This is a genomic window from Rhodococcus sp. GQ147, assembly GCF_059759155.1.
The window spans coordinates 40745-58534 of sequence record NZ_JCAXDU010000001.1 but is presented as its reverse complement, the minus strand read 5'-3'; the positions used below and the strand labels follow the sequence as shown (position 1 = coordinate 58534).

Genomic DNA, 17790 nt, shown 5'->3' with positions numbered 1-17790 from the left:
GCACCTACAGGTGCCGGGGTTCGTGCGTTCGGCCGGGGTTCGTCGGTTCACCAGGGGTCGTTGGACGCGAGCGCCGTGAGCAGTTCGCGCACGGCCATCGCCCGGTTGTGCGACTTGCCCTCCAACGAGTCGAAGGCACATTCGGGATCGGCGGGCGGGCCGAGATGCGTGCACCCGCGCGGGCAGTCCTCGACCGCTTCGGCCAGGTCCCCGAACGCCGCGACGACGTCGTCGGGCCCGATGTGCGCGAGCCCGAACGACCGGATGCCCGGGGTGTCGACCACCCACCCGCCCTCGGGCAGATGCAGGGCCACCGACTGGGTGGAGGTGTGACGTCCCTTGCCCACCCCGGAGACCTCGCCGGTGGCGCGGTCGGCGTCGGGGACGAGCCTGTTCACCAGTGTCGACTTGCCGACCCCCGAGTGCCCGATCAGGGCGGTCACGCGACCGTCGATCCGCTCGTGCAGGGCGGTGAGATCGTCGTCCTGACCGACGAGCAGCACCGGGATGTCGAGATCCGCGAAGTGCGCGGCGAACTCGTCGGGATCGGCGAGGTCGCTCTTGGTCAGTCCCAGCAGGGGAGCGAGACCGCCGGCATAGGCCGCGACGAGTGCGCGTTCGACGAGTCCGGTCCGTGGTGGGGGATCGGCGAGCGCGACCACGATGAGCAGCTGTTCGGCATTGGCGACGACGATGCGCTCGAACGGATCGGTGTCGTCGGCCGTGCGCCGCAGGACGGTGCTGCGGTCCTCGACCCGCACGATGCGCGCGAGCGTGTCGGGGCGACCGGAGAGATCGCCGACGACACCCACCTGATCGCCCACCACGATCGGGGTCCGGCCGAGCTCGCGTGCCCGCATCGTCGTCACGATCCGGTCGGGATCACCGCCGAGCGCGACACCCCACCGCCCGCGGTCGACGGAGACGACCATGCCCTCCTCGGCATTGCGGTGGGCCGGGCGGTCCTTCGTGCGCGGCCGCGAGCCGCGCCCGGGGCGGACCCGGACGTCGGACTCGTCGTACTCCCGCCGCCTCAGGAGTCGCTCCCCGTCAGCAGCGACTCCCACAGGCCTTCGAAATCGGGGAGCGTCTTGGCGGTGGTGCCGATGTCCTCGACCTCGATCCCGTCGACGACGAGCCCGAGGATCGCACCGGCCGTGGCCATCCGGTGGTCGGCGTAGGAGTGCCAGATACCACCGTGCAGCGGCGTCGGCTCGATGTGCAGGCCGTCCTCGGTCTCGGTGATCGAACCCCCGAGACGACCGATCTCGGTGGCGAGCGCCGCCAGCCGGTCGGTCTCGTGACCGCGCAGGTGCGCGATACCGCGCAGGTCGGAGGGCGAGGCGGCGACCGCGGCGAGGGCCGCGACGGTCGGCGCCAGCTCGCCGACGTCGTGCAGGTCCACGTCGATGCCTCGCAATTCGCCCGGGCCGCGCACGGTCAGCGTCCCGTCGGCCCACGTCACCTCGGCGCCCATCTGCTCGAGGATGCCGCGGATCGCGTCGCCGGCCTGGGTGGTCGACTCGGGCCACAGGGGCACCGAGACGACACCACCGGTGACCGCCGCGGCCGCGAGGAAGGGCGTGGCGTTCGACAGGTCGGGCTCGACGGTGACGTCGACGGCCTTGATCGTCGTCGGGGGCACCCGCCAGGTGTCGGTCTCGGAGGTGTCGACGGGGACCCCGGCCGTTCGGAGCATCTCGACCGTCATCTCGATGTGCGGCATCGACGGCACCGGTTCACCGGCGTGGCGGACCACCACGCCCTCGTCGAAGGCGGCCCCGGACAGCAGCAGACCCGAGACGAACTGCGAGGACGCGGAAGCGTCGATGGTCACGGAACCGCCGCGCACCGCACCGCGGCCGTGCACGGTGAAGGGCAGCCGGTCGCCGTCGATGTCGGCGCCGAGGGCGCGCAGGGCGTCGAGCACGGTGCTCATCGGGCGGACGCGGGCCTGTTCGTCGCCGTCGAACCGCACGTCGCCGTCGGCCAGTGCGGCCAGCGGCGGTACGAACCGCATGACGGTGCCGGCCAGTCCGCAGGCGACCTCGCCTCCGCGCAGGGGGCCGGGGGTCACGTCGAGGGTGGTGCCGCCGTCGCGCTCGGTGACGGTCGTGCCGAGCGTGCGCAGGGCCCCGATCATCAGGTCGGTGTCGCGGCTGCGCAGCGCGCCGGTCAGGGTGGACGGCCCGTCGGCGAGTGCGGCCAGGATCAGGGCACGGTTGGTGATCGACTTCGATCCCGGCAGCGTCACCGACGCTCGAACCGGGGACACGGCGCGGGGTGCTCTCCACAGACTCACCCGACCATCTTCGCCCATCCGGACCGGTGCGGGCACCCTCGCCCACCCGGTGCGCGCCGGTGTCGGTTCCGTCACCCGGCGATGCCACACTCGACGGCATGTGCGGAAGGTATGTCTCCACCGCCGACCCGGCGACGCTCGCCGTCGAACTCGACGCACTCGACGAGACCGGCGACGACAGCAGCCGGGACGGGCGGGGGCCCGACTACAACGTCGCGCCGACGACCGAGGTGCTCACCGTTGTCGCCCGGCACGACGGGGAAGATCCCGACGGTCCCGTCCGCCGCCGTATCCGCCGCATGCGATGGGGACTCGTGCCGCACTTCGCCGAAGAGGTGGGTGGAAGCGCACCACTGATCAACGCGAGATCCGAATCGGTCGCCATCAAGCCGAGCTTCGCGCGGTCGCTGCGCTACAAGCGGTGCCTCGTCCCGATGGACGGCTGGTACGAATGGCAGGTCGAACCCGCGCCGGACGGCAAGCCTCGCAAGGTGCCGTACTTCATGGCGCCGGCCGACGGCTCGCGGATCTGCATGGCCGGGGTGTGGGCGGAGTGGCGCGACCCGCGGAACCCGAAGGCACCGCCGCTGTCGAGCACGGCGATCCTCACCGCTCAGTCGGTCGAGCAACTCGGCAACGTGCACGAACGGATGCCGCTGATCCTCCCGCCGGAGCGGTGGGATGCGTGGCTCGACCCCGACAGTCTCGGCCATCCGGATCTGATCGTGCCGAGCGTCGAGGCGATCTCGGCGATCGAGATCCGCCGCGTGTCCGCGAAGGTCAACAGCATCCGCAACAACGGCCCCGAACTGCTGCAACCCGACGACGGCGCCGGCGATCAGATGGTGCTGTTGTAGGCGCTGCCGGAGCGGACGGGCCCTACGGACCGGCCGTGATCGGTGCCACGACGGCGCCGGTCAGCCGGATCAGATCGTGCGGATCCAGTTCGATCTCGAGCCCTCGCCGACCCGCGCTGCACAGCACCCGGTCCCACTGCTCGGCGGAGACGTCGATCACGGTGCGCAGACGCTTGCGCTGCCCGAGCGGGGAGATGCCGCCGACGACGTACCCGGTCGCGCGTTCGGCGGCGGTGTGATCGGCCATCACGGCCTTGCCGCCGCCCAGCGCCCCGGCTGCGGCCTTGAGCGACAGCGTCGCCGGGACCGGGATCACCGCGACGGCGAGCTTGCCGTCGGACAGCGACACCACCAGCGTCTTGAAGATCTGTTCGGCGGAAACCCCGAGGTGTGTGCCGAGTTCCTCGACGGCTTCGGCGCCGAAGGACGACGACCTCGGGTCATGTGCGTATTCGTGGACCCGGTGCGCGACCTTCTCGCGCTTCAACAACACCGTCGCGGGAGTGGATGTCGAGGCCATCCGATCACTCTAGAGAACCGGAGGTGGGGAACAAGCGCGGTGGGCACGGCGTTGCACACCGACGGGTGGATCCACCGGCCACCCGAGACCCGACGATCGGAGAATTCGTGGCAGTGCTGTGCCCGCCTCGACCGGACGCCATCGGACGTCCCCCCGATCCGGACGCCGTCGGACCGGTAGCCTTCTCGACAGGCGTCGATGAAGGGATCGGTGTGATCGAGGAGTCTGTGGAAGAACTGACCGAGCGGTTCGAGCGGGACGCGCTTCCCCTGCTCGATCAGCTCTACGGCGCTGCGCTGCGGATGACCCGCAATCCCTCCGACGCCGAGGACCTCGTACAGGAGACCTACATCAAGGCGTTCTCCGCCTTCCGGTCGTTCCGCGAGGGCACCAACCTCAAGGCCTGGCTGTACCGGATCCTCACCAACACCTACATCAACTCGTACCGGAAGCGTCAGCGGCAACCCGCGCAGTACCCGACCGACGAGATCACCGACTGGCAGCTCGCCGCCACGGCCGAGCATTCGTCGACCGGTCTGCGGTCCGCGGAAGTCGAGGCACTCGACGCGCTTCCCGACGACGACATCAAGGCGGCGTTGCAGGAGCTTCCCGAGGAGTTCCGCATGGCCGTCTACTACGCCGACGTCGAAGGGTTCCCCTACAAGGAGATCGCCGAGATCATGGGGACGCCGATCGGCACCGTGATGTCGAGACTGCACCGGGGTCGCAAGCAGCTGCGGGGCCTGTTGGCCGACGTGGCGCGCGATCGCGGTTTCATGCGGGAGAAGGCCGTGGACGCCACAACCGGAACATCGGATCAGCCCGAGAGCGGAAAGGGAGCACCGCAGTGAGCGAACCCGACTTCGATCGACTCGACTGCTCGGCGGTCATCGCGGACGTCTACCTGCTTCTCGACTCCGAATGCGACGCCGGTTCCCGCGAGAAGCTGCAGCGGCACCTCGACGAGTGCGGCACCTGCCTCGAGGCCTACGGGATCGAGGAGAAGATCAAATCGCTGCTCAGCCGCAAGTGCGGCGGGGAACACGCACCCGAGGGCCTGCGGGAGCGGCTCATGCTGCAGATCCGCCGCACCGTGGTGATCACCGAGACGGACAGCGCCGAGTCGTAGGCGGGTTCACTCGTACCGAGTCGTAGGCGAGTTCACTCGTACCGAGTCGTAGGCGAGTTCACTCGTACCGAGTCCTGGGTGAGACCCCCGAACGTGACAGGGGCCGGAAAGCTGCTGCTTTCCGGCCCCTGTCCGCGTCTCAGGCGTTGGGACGCTTGCCGTGGTTGGCGGCGTTACCCTTGCGGCTGCGCTTCTTGCGACCTCGCTTACCCATGGTGGGATCTCCTTTCTCGTTCATTACAGTGTTTCACGTGCGGTCGAGTGGTCCTGTCGGCAGGTCCGCCGCCGGAGCGTGAAACGAGGTGTTCGATGGCGGAAGACGTACGCGCGGAGATGGTATCGACCGTGTTCGAGGTCGTCGTGCGAGAGGGTGACGTGGTGGCCGAGGGCGACACGCTGGTGATCCTCGAGTCGATGAAGATGGAGATTCCCGTGCTCGCCGAGTCGGCGGGCACCGTGACCTCCGTCGGAGTCTCGGTCGGGGATGTCATCCAGCAGGGCGACCTCATCGCCGTGATCTCCTGACGGCGGGTATCTCCTGAGTACGAAAGCGGTTCCCGTGTCCACACTCAGTTCGTTGCTCGCGAGGTACACGGATCTTCCGGGCGCGGCCGTCGATCACCTCCAACGTGTCGTGGGCGAGTGGCAGTTGCTCGCCGACCTGTCGTTCGCCGACGTCCTCCTGTGGGTCGACGCGGCGCCGTCCGGAATCGTGTGCGTCGCACAGTGCCGACCCACCACCGCCTCGACGGTGATCCCCGAGGACGCCGTCGGCACGCTCGTCTCCGACAACGAACATCCTTACGTCCGTAAGGCTTTCGAAACCGGAGAGATCGTCGACGTCAAGTCGTCCCCGGGCGCCGGGATCAACATCCGTCAGGCCGTGCCGGTGCGCTGGGACGGTCGGGTCGTCGCGGTGCTCAGCCGCGACGCCGCCCGCGTGTCGCGGCGGTCGGCCAGCGCGCTCGAGACGGCCTATCTCGAATGCGCCGACGACCTCTACCGGATGATCAGCGAGGGCACTTTCCCGACGCCCGAGGCGCGCTCGGACACCAAGTCGAGTCCGCGTGCGGGCGACGGATTCATCCGGCTCGACCGGAAGGGCAAGGTCGTCTACGCGAGCCCCAACGCGCTGTCGGCCTATCACCGGATGGGTCTGAACTCCGACCTGATCGGTCAGGATCTCGTCGAGACGACCCGCGCACTGGTCACCGACCCCTTCGAGAGTCGCGACGTCACCGACTACCTCCGCGGGGCCGTGGAGGGCCGTCTGGGGCAGCGCATGGAGATCGAGGCCCTCGGGGCCACCGTTCTGATCCGTGCGTTGGTCCTGAACCCGGGAGGGAAGATCCGGGGCGCCGCGGTGATCGTCCGCGACGTCACCGAGGTCAAGCGACGCGACCGGGCACTGCTGAGCAAGGACGCGACCATCCGCGAGATCCACCACCGTGTCAAGAACAACCTGCAGACGGTCGCCGCGCTGCTGCGACTGCAGGCGCGCCGAACCGGGAACGCGGAAGCCCAGCAGGCCCTGGGGGAGGCGGTCCGTCGCGTGACATCCATCGCCTTGGTCCATGAGGCGCTGTCGATGTCAGTGGACGAGGAGGTCGATCTCGACGGTGTGTTCGACCAGCTGATCCCCATCGTCGTCGACGTGTCGACGGTCGGCAGCCAGATCCGGGTGGTGCGGGAGGGGAATCTCGGCGTGTTCCCCGCGGATCGCGCCACGCCTCTGGTCATGGTGCTGACCGAACTCGTCCAGAACGCCGTCGAGCACGCCTTCGATCCGGGCGTGAACGGCACGGTCACCGTCAATGCCCAGCGTTCGGCCCGCATGCTCGACGTCGTGGTCCGCGACGAGGGGAAGGGTCTTCCCGAGGGGTTCAGCCTCGAGGCGTCGAACCGGCTCGGTCTGCAGATCGTCCGGACCCTCGTGGCTGCCGAGCTCGGCGGATCGTTGGAGTTGACGTCCAACGAGTTCGGCGGGACCGATGCACGCCTGCAACTACCGCTGGGCAAGGTGCCGGTCGCCTGATCGTCCTTACGACCGTGCACGTAAGAAGGCCCGGCCTCCCCCGTAGGGGAGCCGGGCCTTCGAACGTCTATCGGAGTTGCTCAGACCGCCGTACGAGCGCGGGTGCGGGCGTTGCGACGCTTGAGGGCGCGGCGCTCGTCCTCGCTCATACCGCCCCAGACGCCGGCATCCTGGCCGGATTCGAGCGCCCAGGAGAGGCATTCGGCGGTGACGGGGCAACGGTTGCACACGAGCTTGGCATCCGCGATCTGCGCGAGAGCCGGGCCGCTGTTTCCCACGGGGAAGAACAGTTCCGGATCCTCGTCGCGGCAGATGGCCTTGTGGCGCCAGTCCATGCTTCTACTCTCCTTCGATGGTGCGTGTGCACCGGCTGATTGGTCAATGCGTGTTCACGCCTGTGGCACGGAGTGTTTCCGCGCGGTTACTTGTGAATGCTTTCACGAACGAGCGTGGAGTCAATAGAATCGACCACGATCGTGGGGAAGCTCACGCTGGTGTGGGCTACGAGTTCGCCAATCCCTCTTTCTACTCCCCTCGAGCCGAGAAGGCAGTGGCAATCACAGAATTCGTGCTTCTCTTTCTGTCGCTGTCCCGCTGGGGGGATCGTCAGCGGGGCGCGACGACATCGAGGATCGACGCCACGGACACGAACTCGACCTCGGTCCGGAGTCCGAGATAGTCGCCGTCGACCTGAAGTCCGATCGGGCGCGAGGCCCGGGCGCGCACGCGCGCGACATCGTCCGCACGCACCAGATGCGGCGACGCCGGCTCGCCGCGGGCGGCCAGAAGTTGTCTCACCACCCGCAGGCTCGGAAGTACCCGGGTCGTCGTCATAGCAAACACACCCAAACCGGTGTCGAACGAGGTGCCGGGATTCGTGTGCACCGGCCGGGACTCGAGATAGGTCCACGGACTCGAGTTCGACACGAACGCATAGTGCACCCCCGAAACAGGTTCGGATCCGGGCATCTCGAGCGTGAGCGCCGGTTCGGCCCGCTTCGACGCGAAGAACCGGGCCACCGCGTGCCGCACGTAGCGCGCCGTCGTCACCTTCTTGCCCTCGGCGCGGCTCAGGTCTATGGCCTCGCACACCTGGGCGTCGAGACCGAGGCCCGCGTTGAAGGTGAACCACCGCCCGTCGCAGTGGCCGAGGCCGATCCGGCTGGTCCTGCCCTCCTGCAACGACTCGAGTACCTGCGCGGTGGCCTCGAGTGGATCGGCGGACAGTCCCAGGGATCGCGCGAACACGTTCGCCGAGCCGCCGGGCACCACCGCGAGTCGCGGCAGGGTCGGATCGGCGCCTCGGTCGGGGGAGGGGCCGAGGAGGCCGTTGACGATCTCGTTGACGGTGCCGTCGCCACCGTGCGCGACGACGACGTCCATCCCGTCGGCGTGCGCCGAACGCGCCAGTTCTGCGGCGTGCCCGCGGTGGGTCGTGTGCGCGACGGTCAGCGCGAGCCGGCCTCTCAGGGCGTGAGCGAGGCGGTCGCGACCGGCCGGGGTGGTCGTCGTCGCATTCGGGTTCACGATCAGCAGGGCGCGCACGGAACATCAGCCTAAGTGGTGCCCGGCGGGTCCACTACGCTGGACGGGTGCCTCTCGAAACACCTCGCAGCAGCGTTCCGTCGACCGTGCGTGCCGCCGGTTGGCTCGTCGTCCTCGAGGGCGTCGTCGCGATGGGATTCGCGGTGTACTCGATCATCCGCGCCGCCTCGGGCGAACACGATCAGTCGGTCACCAATGGCTACGGCTTCGCGCTGTGGCTGTTCATCCTGTTCGGCGGGGTCCTGGCCGGCGGGATCGCGCTCGTGCGCGGTGTGCGCTGGGGACGTGCCGTGGCGATACTCGCGCAGCTGTTGTTGCTGCCCGTGGTGTGGTCGCTGCTGACGGACTCCCACCAGCCGGTCATCGGCACTGTGCTGGCGCTCGTCGTGGTCCCCACGCTCGTGCTGCTGTTCAGCCCGCCCACGTCGCGGTGGCTCGCGCACGAGTACGCGCCCGACGTCGACGAGTGATCCGGCTCAGCTGCCGAGCGCTTGCAGGGCAGGGCCGCTGAGCCTGAAGGTCGTCCACTCGTCCTGCGCGACGGCACCGAGGGATCGGTAGAAACCGATGGACGGCTCGTTCCAGTCCAACACCGACCAACTCAGGCGGGTGTAACCGCGCTCCACGCATTCGTGGGCGAGCGCCGCGAGCAGTGCCCGTCCGTGTCCCTTGCCGCGGTGTTCGGGACGGACGAACAGATCTTCGAGGTAGATCCCGTGCACGCCGTCCCACGTGGAGAAGTTCCGGAACCACAACGCCACCCCGACGACCCGGCCTTCGGTGCCGTCCTCTCCGGATTCCTCTGCGACGTGCGCGTACACCGAGGGCTGCGGCCCGAAAAGAGCCTCGTGGATCTGCTCGGGCACCACGGTGCACTCGTGCCGGGCCTTCTCGTATTCGGCGAGGTCGTAGATCAGCCCGGTGATCGCGGGGACGTCCTCGGGTGTGGCTCTGCGGATCACGGCGGGCTGCCTCCTGCGGTCTCGTGGGCGGATTCACCTCGCGCTGCGCCGCCGAGTGCGCGAGGATCGGGGTCGTGGCAACGGTACTTGCAGTGGCAAATCAGAAGGGTGGCGTCGCCAAGACGACCACCGTCGCGTCGTTGGGGGCCGCGCTGTCGGCGCTGGGCCGGCGGGTGCTCGTCGTCGATCTCGATCCTCAGGGGTGTCTGACCTTCTCTCTCGGGCACAACCCCGACAAGCTCGAACAATCCGTGCACGAGGTGCTCGTGGGCGGTGTCGAGACGAAGGACGTTCTGCTCGGGACAGCGGAGGGGATGTCGCTGCTGCCGGCGACCATCGACCTCGCGGGTGCGGAGGCGATGCTGCTCATGAAGCCGGGGCGTGAATACACCCTGAAGCGGGCGCTGGCGTCGGTGGAGGACGACTACGACGTCGTCGTCATCGACTGCCCGCCCTCTCTGGGCGTCCTCACCCTCAACGGGCTGACCGCGGCGCGGTCCGTGCTCGTTCCGCTGCAGTGCGAAACGCTCGCGCACAGGGGAGTCGGGCAGCTCCTGCGCACGGTGAACGAGGTGAAACAGATCACCAATCCGGATCTCGAACTGCTCGGCGCGCTGCCGACCCTGTACGACTCGCGGACCACGCACAGTCGCGACGTGCTCGCCGATGTCTCCGACCGGTACGACCTGCCGGTGCTGGCCCCGCCCGTACCCCGCACGGTCCGCTTCGCGGAGGCTTCCGCCTCGGGCGCGACGGTGCTGGCGGGACGCAAGAACAAGGGCGCCGAGGCGTACCGGGCGCTCTCCGAGAACCTGCTGCGCTACTGGTCGGGGGAGGCGGAACTCGAGACTTTCGAGACCGCCGTCGCGGACTGAGACGTCAGCACCGACCGGGACGGCTCGCTTTCAGCACCGACCGGGACGGCTCGCTTTCAGCACCGACCGGGACGGCTCGCTTTCAGCACCGACCGGGACGGCTCGCCATCAGCGCAGTGCCACGAGCTCATCGCCGCGTTGCTCGACCACGACATTCCCCGCGACGGCGACGTTCACCGTGGAGACCGTCCCGCGCTCGACGTCGATGCGCGGGCCGGGTTCACCGGTCCGTGAGTCGACTCCCACGAGGGCGTCCTCGACGGGAAGGAGCAGCGAACCGGCCATGATGTCGCCGTTGCCGAGAGTGTCCTCGACGGTCCACTGCGGGGCGAAATCGGTGGTGGACAATGCGACGGTGTCGCGGCCCGTCCACCACACGAGCACGCCGCCGCGCTCGAGGGCGGAGTCGTCCGATTCGCCGGCAGGACGCGGCAGGGCGTGCGTGTCGAGGAGGACGCCCTCGCTGTCGAAGACCTCGATGCGCGGCCCGTCGTTGTCGTCCGGGGCCAGGTAGACCGCCGTGCGGTCGCCGACCACCGCGACGATGCGGGAGTCCCCGCCCGCTTCCGGCAGCACCGACGACGCGAACTCCTCGGGCTTGGTGCTGTCGTCGGGGGTGGGATCGAGAAGGGTGAGCCGATTGGTCGGCTCGTTCGCGCACTGCTCGAGCACGGCCAGCACTTCGGCGCCCGAATCCGCCGAGCGCAGTTCGCAACCCGATCGTGGCTGCGCGTTCGGGTTCACCGGTGCGTCGACGCGCCCGTACTCGACCGTGCGCACCAGATCGGAGCGCCACATCTCGAGACGTGACTCGCCGAAGGCGATCAGGTGCGAACCGGCGCCGACGACCCGGATCGGATCGTCGGCGTCGCTCGACCGTTGCGCGCCCCGAGAGCCACTGCCCGAGTCGAGCGCGGTGACCTGACCGCATCCCCGCGGGCCGCGATAGACCGAGACCACGTCGCCCCAGGCCTCGGTGACCGCGCACAACGCCCGGTCGCGGTCGTACCGCCAGCGTTCCTCGCCGGATTGCGGGTCGCGGCCGACGACCGCACCACCGTCTGCCGTGGCGACCGTGCCGCCGGACACCACCGGTGCGGTCGTCGCCGTACTCGGAGCACGCCACAGTTCGGCGAGCGTGCGCGGAAGAGATTGCGCGGCAGCGAGAGTGGGGACAGGACCGTCCCAGGTGGTCGACGTGGTGCCCCGCGCATCCGAGTTCAGCCAGACGACACTCGCCGCCACCAGAGCGGTGACGACGAGTGCGGCTGCGACGAGAAGGTCGGTGCGGGTGCGGCGCTCGGGCGCGAGCACGTGGTTATCGGGCAGACGACGTCGAGACCGCTTCCACGTTCGACGTGTCCTGCTGCTCTGCGCGACCGGCCGGGCCCTCGCCCGAGCGGGTGCGACGGCGACGACGGCGACGACGTGCCGGAGCGGCCGCCCCGGTGTCCTCACCCGTCTCCGCTGCGGCAGGCTCGTTCTCGACCTTCACCGAGTCGTCCGAACCGGTTGCGGCCACATCCGTTGCGGAGCCGTCGGCAGACTTTCCGCGGACGGTACGACGGCGGACCCGGTTGCGCTTCGGGCGGGATCCGCCCTCGCGCTCGACGCGCTCGGGCTTCTCACCGTTCTCCGAGGCGGCGGGAGCGGCCTTGCGGACGCGTCCGGTGGCGTCGGACGGGATGTTCAGCTCCTCGAACAGGTGCGGGGAGCTCGAGTAGGTTTCGATCGGATCCGGGATACCGAGATCGAGAGCCTTGTCGATGAGCTGCCAGCGCGGCACGTCGTCCCAGTCGACGAGGGTGATCGCGATACCGGTGCGTCCGGCGCGACCGGTACGGCCGATGCGGTGGACGTAGGTCTTCTCGTCCTCGGGGCACTGATAGTTGATGACGTGGGTGACGTCGTCGATGTCGATGCCGCGGGCGGCGACGTCCGTGGCGACGAGCACGTCGATCTTGCCGCTGCGGAACTTGTCGAGTGCCTTCTCACGCGCGATCTGACCGAGGTCGCCGTGCACCGCGCCGCACGCGAAACCGCGCTCGACGAGGTCGTCGGCCACCTTCTGCGCCGTGCGCTTGGTGCGGGTGAAGACCATGGTGGCGCCGCGACCCTCGGCCTGCAGTACGCGGGCGACGAGTTCGGCCTTGTCGAGTGCATGCGCCCGGTAGATGAACTGCTGGGTGCGCTCGTGCACGGCCGACGATTCGGCCTCCTCGGCCCGGATGTGCGTCGGGCGGTTCAGGAACGTGCGGGCGAGGGTGATGATCGGGCCGGGCATGGTGGCCGAGAACAGCATCGTCTGACGACGGTCGGGGACCATCGTGAGGATGCGCTCGATGTCGGGCAGGAAGCCGAGGTCGAGCATCTCGTCGGCTTCGTCCATGACGAGCACGCCGATCTTGCCCAGGATCAGATGGCCCTGGTTGGCGAGATCGAGCAGACGGCCGGGAGTACCGACGACGACGTCGACACCCTTCTTCAGTTCGTCGATCTGCTGCTCGTAGGGGCGCCCACCGTAGATCGACAGGACCTCGAGGCCCGACTTGCGGCTGCCGGGCAGGTACTTGGAAGCGTTCACGAGGTCGTTGGTGACCTGGATGCACAGCTCGCGGGTCGGGACGATCACGAGTGCACGGGGAGTGCCGTCGAGGGTGGTCGTGCCGGAGCCCTCGGTGGCGATGCGATGCAGGAGCGGAACGCCGAAGCCGAAGGTCTTGCCCATACCCGTACGGGCCTGCCCGATGAGGTCGTCGCCGGCGAGGGCCAGCGGCAGGGTGAGTTCCTGGATCGCGAAGGTGCGTTCGATGCCGACCTCGGCGAGGGCGCGGACGATCTCGTCGCGGACACCGAGTTCGCCGAAGGTGGGGGGTACGTGGGTGGAGTCGAGTTGTGCGGAGACGGTCGTTTCGCTCGCGTCGTCTTCGTGGTCGATGGTGATCTTGCTCAGGGGTCCGGCCTTCCTGGTCTCGGCACGCACGCACGAGGGGGAAAGGCGACCGGCCTGCACCTCAGCGCGAGCGGTTTCCACCAGGCTCGGCGAAGCGCGGCAGCGATCCGCAGTTCGAGTGCGCGCACATTATCTGGGAAGCTCGCGGGCCACGGTCGGCGGCTCGAAGCGCGGGCTTCCCGATCCATTGTACCGGTTCCGGCGCATTCCACGAGGTAGTACTACGCTTCGTCGTCATGGGAGCCGATACGCCGCAGTCCACCTCCGAGTCCGGCACGACGCCGGGCGGACCCGCAGTCCCCGCCGATCACCCCGGTGTCGCAGAGCTCTTCGCGTTGCTCGCGTACGGCGAGATCTCGGCGTTCTACCGGCTCGCCGAGGACGCACGGTTCTCCCCGTCCCTGCGCGGGCGGGTCGCCCTCGCAAGCATGGCAGCTGCGGAGATGAGCCATTTCGAGACGCTCCACACCGCGCTCACCGATCGTGGTGTGGAGATCTACGCGGCGATGGAGCCCTACCGCAAAGCCCTCGACGCCTACCACGCCTCGACCACTCCGTCGACGTGGCTCGAGGTTCTCGTGAAGGCATACGTCGGTGACAGGATCGCCGCAGATTTCTACTGTGAGATCGCCGACATGCTTGCTCCCGAGGTGTCCACGGTGGTCCGGGAGGTCCTCGCCGAGACCGGCCACTCGGAGTTCGTGGTGCATGAGGTCCGTGAGGTCGTCGAGCGCAGCCCGCTGCAGAAGGACCGCCTGATGCTGTGGGGACGCCGGCTGCTCGGCGAGGCCATCACCCAGGCGCAGTACGTCCTCGCGCAGAACGAGGAACTCGCCGAGCTGGTGATTCTCGCGTCCGGTGACCTGGCGAACATCGCCGCGCTGTTCGATCGCATGCAGGTCGAGCACGCCGAGCGGATGTCGGTGCTCGGACTGCATTAGCCTGGGGCTGATAGCAGTACCAGCTCGGTTTCAATGCATGAGAATCGGAGGTCCACCGTGGAGGTCAAGATCGGCGTCGCGGACAGCCCGCGCGAAGTTGTCGTCGTCAGCGACCAGACGCCCGACGAGGTGGAGAAGCTCGTCCGGGCCGCGTTGAACGGCGCCGACGACGGGGTGCTCGCCCTTGTCGACGAGAAGGGCCGCAAGGTTCTCGTGCAGGCCGCCAAGATCAGCTACGTGGACATCGGTCCTGCCACGCTGGGCAAGGTCGGCTTCGCCGCCAACTGAGAGCGACCGACGAGAACGGGCCGGGGCATGTCGCCCCGGCCCGTTCGTCGTTCTCGGTATGTGTCGTCAGCGACGACGGTGCTCATATGTCGTCAGCGACGACGGAGTTCCGGCTGCAGCGGCACGTGCTTCAGACCGCCCCAGGCCAGCGCGACCGTGGTGTCCACGGCGTCCTCCTTGGGGATCGGGCGTGCGGCGTCGAGCCAGTAGCGTGCGGTGAACTGGCTCGTTCCCACCAGGCCGACCGCGAGGATGCGGGCCCGGTACGGATCGAGACCGGAGTCGTGGCTGACGAGGTCGAAGACGGCGTCGACGCACGCCTCGGTGGCCTGCTCCACTCGCCGCGACACCTGCGGTTCGCCCATCAGATCGGATTCGAAGACGAGCCGGAATCCCTGGCTGTCGTTGTCGACGAAATCGAAGAAGGCCTGCACTGCGGCGCGCACGCGCTGACGGTTGTCGGTGGTGGACCGCAGGGCCTGACGTACGCCGTTGATGAGGGTGTCCACGTAGTTCTGGAGCACGGCGCAATACAGTTCGAGCTTGCCGGGGAAGTGCTGGTACAGGACGGGCTTGCTCACTCCGGCACACTCGGCGATCTCGTCCATGCCGGCCGAGTGGTAACCGCGTGTGACGAATACCTCGCTGGCAGCCTCGAGCAACTGGGCACGACGCTCGTCACGCGGCATCCGGGCGCCCCGTTTGCCGTTGGAACCCCGGCCGGATGCTCGTTCGGTGACGTCGGTCATGCTTACTCCCAATCTGCACTACTTCCGAACGTGGCCTGTACCACCTCGGCGCTCCTCGTCTCTGCACGTTACAGGTGAAGTCGCGTGTCGAACGGATCGGCCTACCGCCCAGTATCCGTTCCCGGTGCACGAATGGGGGCGCAGGTTCGGCGCTTCGGATATCGAAATGGTCTCGATATGACATCCTGACATCCGTGATCGAGCGTGGAGGAGTGCGCGAGAGCAGGGGCCCGCAGGGCTCCTCGCCGACAGATCCTTCCCCGACGCTGCCCGGTTCGTCCCGGTCGCGAGGAACGGAACGACCCGAGGCGGGTCGCCGGTCGCACCAGCCCCTGCGTGCCGTGTGGGACCCGGTGGGACGGCCGGACCGGCCGCCGCGCCGACCCCGACCCGAACGGGACGTCCGCAAGCAGACCCGCGTGGGCAGGTTCGTCGCCACCTACGGCTGGCGCGCCTACGCCGTTCCGATCCTCGCCGTCGTGACCCTGATCGTGCTGTGGGACGCCGCGCGTGGCGCCGGAGCGGAGGAGCCCGCCGACCAGACCGACGCGAGCGAGGTCACCGAGATCATCGTCGAGGCCCCGCAACCCGAGGGAACCTTCCCCGAGTCGCTCGAGTCCGGTGCGCTGCCGGAGGGCGGCCCATTCACGGAGGTCGGTGCGCGGGAGTGGCGGGTCGTGCCCGGCACCACGGGTCAGGTCGGCGCGGGGCAGACCCGTGTGTTCACCTACACGGTGGAACTCGAGGAGGGCATCGACACCACCGGCTACGGCGGCGACGCGGCCTTCGCGTCGATGGTCGACCGGACCCTCGCCGACCCGCGCAGCTGGATCGGGGACGAGGCGGTCGCCTTCCGCCGGATCGACACCGGCGAGCCGGACTTCCGGATCTCCCTCACCTCGCAGATGACCATTCGCGAAGGATGCGGCTACGACATCCCGCTCGAGGGATCGTGCTTCAACCCCTCGATGGAGCGGGTGTTCCTCAACGAAGCGCGGTGGGTGCGCGGTGCCGTCGCCTTCCAGGGCGACATCGGGTCGTACCGCCAATACCTCGTCAATCACGAGGTCGGTCACGCCATCGGCCTGGCGCAGCACGACGCCTGCACCATCGACGGTGGTCTGGCGCCGATCATGATGCAGCAGACCTTCGGAACCGCCAACGACGACATCGCCCGCCTCGACCCGGACGGCGCCGTCCCGGCCGACGGACTGCGGTGCCGGTTCAATCCCTGGCCGTACCCGCGGGCGTAGGCGCCGGTCGGGGTCGACGGGCCGGGCGGAGTCGACGGGCGAGGTGGCGGTCGACGGGCGGAATGGGGGTCGCAGCAGGGAATGGCACCATGGACGGTGACGCAGGACGCATCGCGACAGGAGAACCCGTGACCGCAACGACACCGTCGACGCGCCGATCCCTTCCGCCGTTGGTGGAACCCGGCCCGGAGCTCGGTCGCGAGGAGGTCGCGCGGTACAGCCGTCACCTGATCATCCCGAATGTCGGGGTCACCGGCCAGCGTCGCCTGAAGAACGCGCGGGTGCTGTGTATCGGCGCCGGCGGCCTGGGTTCGCCCGCCCTGCTGTATCTCGCGGCGGCGGGGGTCGGCACGATCGGCATCGTCGAGTTCGACGACGTGGAGACGTCCAACCTGCAGCGCCAGGTGATCCACGGCCGCTCCGACGTCGGACGGCCAAAGGCGGACAGTGCCCGCGACAGCATCCTGGCGATCAACGACGGTGTGACTGTGCGCCTGCACGAGACGCGCCTGGAGTCGAGCAATGCCGTGCAGCTGTTCGAGCAGTACGACCTCATCCTCGACGGCACCGACAACTTCGCGACCCGCTATCTCGTCAACGACGCCGCGGTCCTCGCGGGCAAGCCCTACGTGTGGGGCTCGATCTTCCGGTTCGAGGGCCAGGTGTCGGTGTTCTGGGAGGACGCTCCGGACGGACGCGGCCTGAACTACCGAGACCTCTACCCCGAGGCCCCGCCGCCGGGGATGGTTCCCTCATGCGCCGAGGGTGGTGTGCTCGGTGTCCTGCCCGGCACGATCGGCACCGTCATGGCGACCGAGGCGATCAAGCTCATCACGGGGATCGGTGAGCCGTTGCTCGGCCGCCTCATGATCTACGACGCGCTTGCGATGTCGTTCCGGACGGTGACCCTGCGTCGCGATCCGGGACGGGTGCCGGTCACCGAACTCGTCGACTACGAGGCCTTCTGCGGGATCGTTCCCGATGCCGCCGCGTCGGCGCGATCGGCCGTCACCCCCAGCGAGTTGCGCCGGATGCTCGACGAGGGCCGCGACCTCGCGCTGATCGACGTGCGCGAACCTGTCGAATGGGAGATCGTCCGTATCGACGGTGCCCGGCTCGTGCCGAAGGACTGCATCCTCTCCGGTGAGGTCCTCGCCGACCTGCCGCAGAACACGCCGATCGTGCTGTACTGCAAGACGGGAATCCGATCGGCCGAGGCACTCGAAGTGCTTGTGCGAGCCGGATTCTCGGACGCGACACATCTGCACGGCGGGGTGATCGCGTGGGCGCAGCAGGTGGATCCCTCGCTACCGGTGTACTGACGGTGACCTCGTTGTGACCTGAAACAGCGGAGTGCCTTCCCGATCCGAGCGGTGTGCGG

General features: G+C 68.6%; 21 protein-coding genes. 11 read left to right on the top strand and 10 right to left on the bottom strand.

What is annotated here, in order from left to right; all coding sequences use genetic code 11:
- Positions 1 to 47: 47 nt before the first annotated feature.
- A complete protein-coding gene (rsgA, locus tag AC6CID_RS00275) occupies positions 48 to 1067 on the bottom strand; it encodes a ribosome small subunit-dependent GTPase A (RefSeq protein WP_006550228.1) in 1020 nt (339 codons plus the stop codon).
- Complete coding sequence (aroA, locus tag AC6CID_RS00270) at positions 1034 to 2320, bottom strand: 3-phosphoshikimate 1-carboxyvinyltransferase (RefSeq protein ID WP_033097204.1); 1287 nt, start codon at positions 2318 to 2320, stop codon at positions 1034 to 1036. Before aroA ends, rsgA begins: the two co-directional genes overlap by 34 nt.
- Positions 2321 to 2400: 80 nt before the next feature.
- Here aroA and AC6CID_RS00265 point away from each other — a divergent pair, with 80 nt between their 5' ends.
- On the top strand, positions 2401 to 3159 hold the full coding sequence (locus AC6CID_RS00265) for an SOS response-associated peptidase (protein WP_064060269.1): 759 nt from the start codon (positions 2401 to 2403) through the stop codon (positions 3157 to 3159).
- A gap of 22 nt (positions 3160 to 3181) precedes the next feature.
- On the opposite strand, the gene ybaK is transcribed toward AC6CID_RS00265, so the two are convergent.
- Positions 3182 to 3679: a Cys-tRNA(Pro) deacylase gene (gene ybaK / locus AC6CID_RS00260; protein WP_019288488.1), complete on the bottom strand. Its 498-nt coding sequence runs from the start codon at positions 3677 to 3679 to the stop codon at positions 3182 to 3184.
- A gap of 206 nt (positions 3680 to 3885) precedes the next feature.
- Here ybaK and AC6CID_RS00255 point away from each other — a divergent pair, with 206 nt between their 5' ends.
- Together AC6CID_RS00255 and rsrA are read left to right on the top strand one after the other, a co-directional pair.
- The gene (locus AC6CID_RS00255; RefSeq protein WP_371683125.1) at positions 3886 to 4530 is read left to right on the top strand and encodes a sigma-70 family RNA polymerase sigma factor; all 645 of its coding nucleotides are present in this window, start codon (positions 3886 to 3888) and stop codon (positions 4528 to 4530) included.
- A complete protein-coding gene (rsrA, locus tag AC6CID_RS00250) occupies positions 4527 to 4808 on the top strand; it encodes a mycothiol system anti-sigma-R factor (protein ID WP_006550233.1) in 282 nt (93 codons plus the stop codon). The genes AC6CID_RS00255 and rsrA overlap by 4 nt, the downstream gene beginning before the upstream one ends.
- A 139-nt stretch (positions 4809 to 4947) precedes the next feature.
- Here rsrA and AC6CID_RS00245 read toward each other — a convergent pair whose 3' ends face one another.
- A complete protein-coding gene (locus AC6CID_RS00245) occupies positions 4948 to 5022 on the bottom strand; it encodes a 50S ribosomal protein bL37 (RefSeq protein ID WP_022597109.1) in 75 nt (24 codons plus the stop codon).
- Between the two features lie 95 nt (positions 5023 to 5117).
- Between AC6CID_RS00245 and AC6CID_RS00240 the strand changes: the two genes are divergently transcribed.
- Positions 5118 to 5333 carry a biotin/lipoyl-binding carrier protein gene (locus AC6CID_RS00240; protein WP_006550234.1) on the top strand — a complete coding sequence of 72 codons (216 nt, stop codon included), beginning with the start codon at positions 5118 to 5120 and terminating at the stop codon, positions 5331 to 5333.
- A 34-nt stretch (positions 5334 to 5367) separates the two neighbouring features.
- Complete coding sequence (locus tag AC6CID_RS00235; protein WP_064060261.1) at positions 5368 to 6843, top strand: sensor histidine kinase; 1476 nt, start codon at positions 5368 to 5370, stop codon at positions 6841 to 6843.
- 80 nt (positions 6844 to 6923) lie between these two features.
- Here AC6CID_RS00235 and AC6CID_RS00230 read toward each other — a convergent pair whose 3' ends face one another.
- Entirely contained in the window at positions 6924 to 7178 is a 255-nt protein-coding gene (locus AC6CID_RS00230) for a WhiB family transcriptional regulator (RefSeq protein WP_006550236.1), read from the bottom strand.
- Between the two features lie 271 nt (positions 7179 to 7449).
- Entirely contained in the window at positions 7450 to 8388 is a 939-nt protein-coding gene (locus tag AC6CID_RS00225) for a diacylglycerol/lipid kinase family protein (protein WP_498353443.1), read from the bottom strand.
- 47 nt (positions 8389 to 8435) lie between these two features.
- Between AC6CID_RS00225 and AC6CID_RS00220 the strand changes: the two genes are divergently transcribed.
- Complete coding sequence (locus AC6CID_RS00220; RefSeq protein WP_024101488.1) at positions 8436 to 8858, top strand: hypothetical protein; 423 nt, start codon at positions 8436 to 8438, stop codon at positions 8856 to 8858.
- A gap of 6 nt (positions 8859 to 8864) precedes the next feature.
- Here the strand turns inward: AC6CID_RS00220 and AC6CID_RS00215 are convergent, their stop codons facing one another.
- On the bottom strand, positions 8865 to 9350 hold the full coding sequence (locus AC6CID_RS00215) for a GNAT family N-acetyltransferase (RefSeq protein ID WP_006550239.1): 486 nt from the start codon (positions 9348 to 9350) through the stop codon (positions 8865 to 8867).
- A gap of 74 nt (positions 9351 to 9424) precedes the next feature.
- On the opposite strand from AC6CID_RS00215, the gene AC6CID_RS00210 reads away from it, so the two are divergent.
- Positions 9425 to 10225 carry a ParA family protein gene (locus tag AC6CID_RS00210; protein ID WP_024101487.1) on the top strand — a complete coding sequence of 267 codons (801 nt, stop codon included), beginning with the start codon at positions 9425 to 9427 and terminating at the stop codon, positions 10223 to 10225.
- A 108-nt stretch (positions 10226 to 10333) separates the two neighbouring features.
- Here the strand turns inward: AC6CID_RS00210 and AC6CID_RS00205 are convergent, their stop codons facing one another.
- Positions 10334 to 11539 (bottom strand): Rv3212 family protein, encoded by a 1206-nt coding sequence (locus AC6CID_RS00205; RefSeq protein WP_064060263.1) that lies wholly within the window; start codon positions 11537 to 11539, stop codon positions 10334 to 10336.
- Positions 11540 to 11543: 4 nt separating this feature from the next.
- Positions 11544 to 13208 (bottom strand): DEAD/DEAH box helicase, encoded by a 1665-nt coding sequence (locus AC6CID_RS00200; protein ID WP_064060270.1) that lies wholly within the window; start codon positions 13206 to 13208, stop codon positions 11544 to 11546.
- Positions 13209 to 13414: 206 nt separating this feature from the next.
- Between AC6CID_RS00200 and AC6CID_RS00195 the strand changes: the two genes are divergently transcribed.
- Together AC6CID_RS00195 and AC6CID_RS00190 are read left to right on the top strand one after the other, a co-directional pair.
- Positions 13415 to 14119: a ferritin-like fold-containing protein gene (locus AC6CID_RS00195; protein WP_006550243.1), complete on the top strand. Its 705-nt coding sequence runs from the start codon at positions 13415 to 13417 to the stop codon at positions 14117 to 14119.
- Positions 14120 to 14176: 57 nt separating this feature from the next.
- Complete coding sequence (locus AC6CID_RS00190) at positions 14177 to 14407, top strand: DUF3107 domain-containing protein (RefSeq protein WP_006550244.1); 231 nt, start codon at positions 14177 to 14179, stop codon at positions 14405 to 14407.
- Between the two features lie 92 nt (positions 14408 to 14499).
- Here AC6CID_RS00190 and fasR read toward each other — a convergent pair whose 3' ends face one another.
- Positions 14500 to 15156, bottom strand: coding sequence for an HTH-type transcriptional activator FasR (gene fasR, locus AC6CID_RS00185; RefSeq protein ID WP_006550245.1), 657 nt, complete (start codon positions 15154 to 15156; stop codon positions 14500 to 14502).
- A gap of 194 nt (positions 15157 to 15350) precedes the next feature.
- Here fasR and AC6CID_RS00180 point away from each other — a divergent pair, with 194 nt between their 5' ends.
- Both AC6CID_RS00180 and moeZ read left to right on the top strand, forming a co-directional pair.
- Positions 15351 to 16409: a DUF3152 domain-containing protein gene (locus AC6CID_RS00180; RefSeq protein WP_371850681.1), complete on the top strand. Its 1059-nt coding sequence runs from the start codon at positions 15351 to 15353 to the stop codon at positions 16407 to 16409.
- Positions 16410 to 16498: 89 nt separating this feature from the next.
- Positions 16499 to 17731 (top strand): adenylyltransferase/sulfurtransferase MoeZ, encoded by a 1233-nt coding sequence (gene moeZ, locus AC6CID_RS00175; protein WP_498353442.1) that lies wholly within the window; start codon positions 16499 to 16501, stop codon positions 17729 to 17731.
- Positions 17732 to 17790 lie beyond the last annotated feature (59 nt).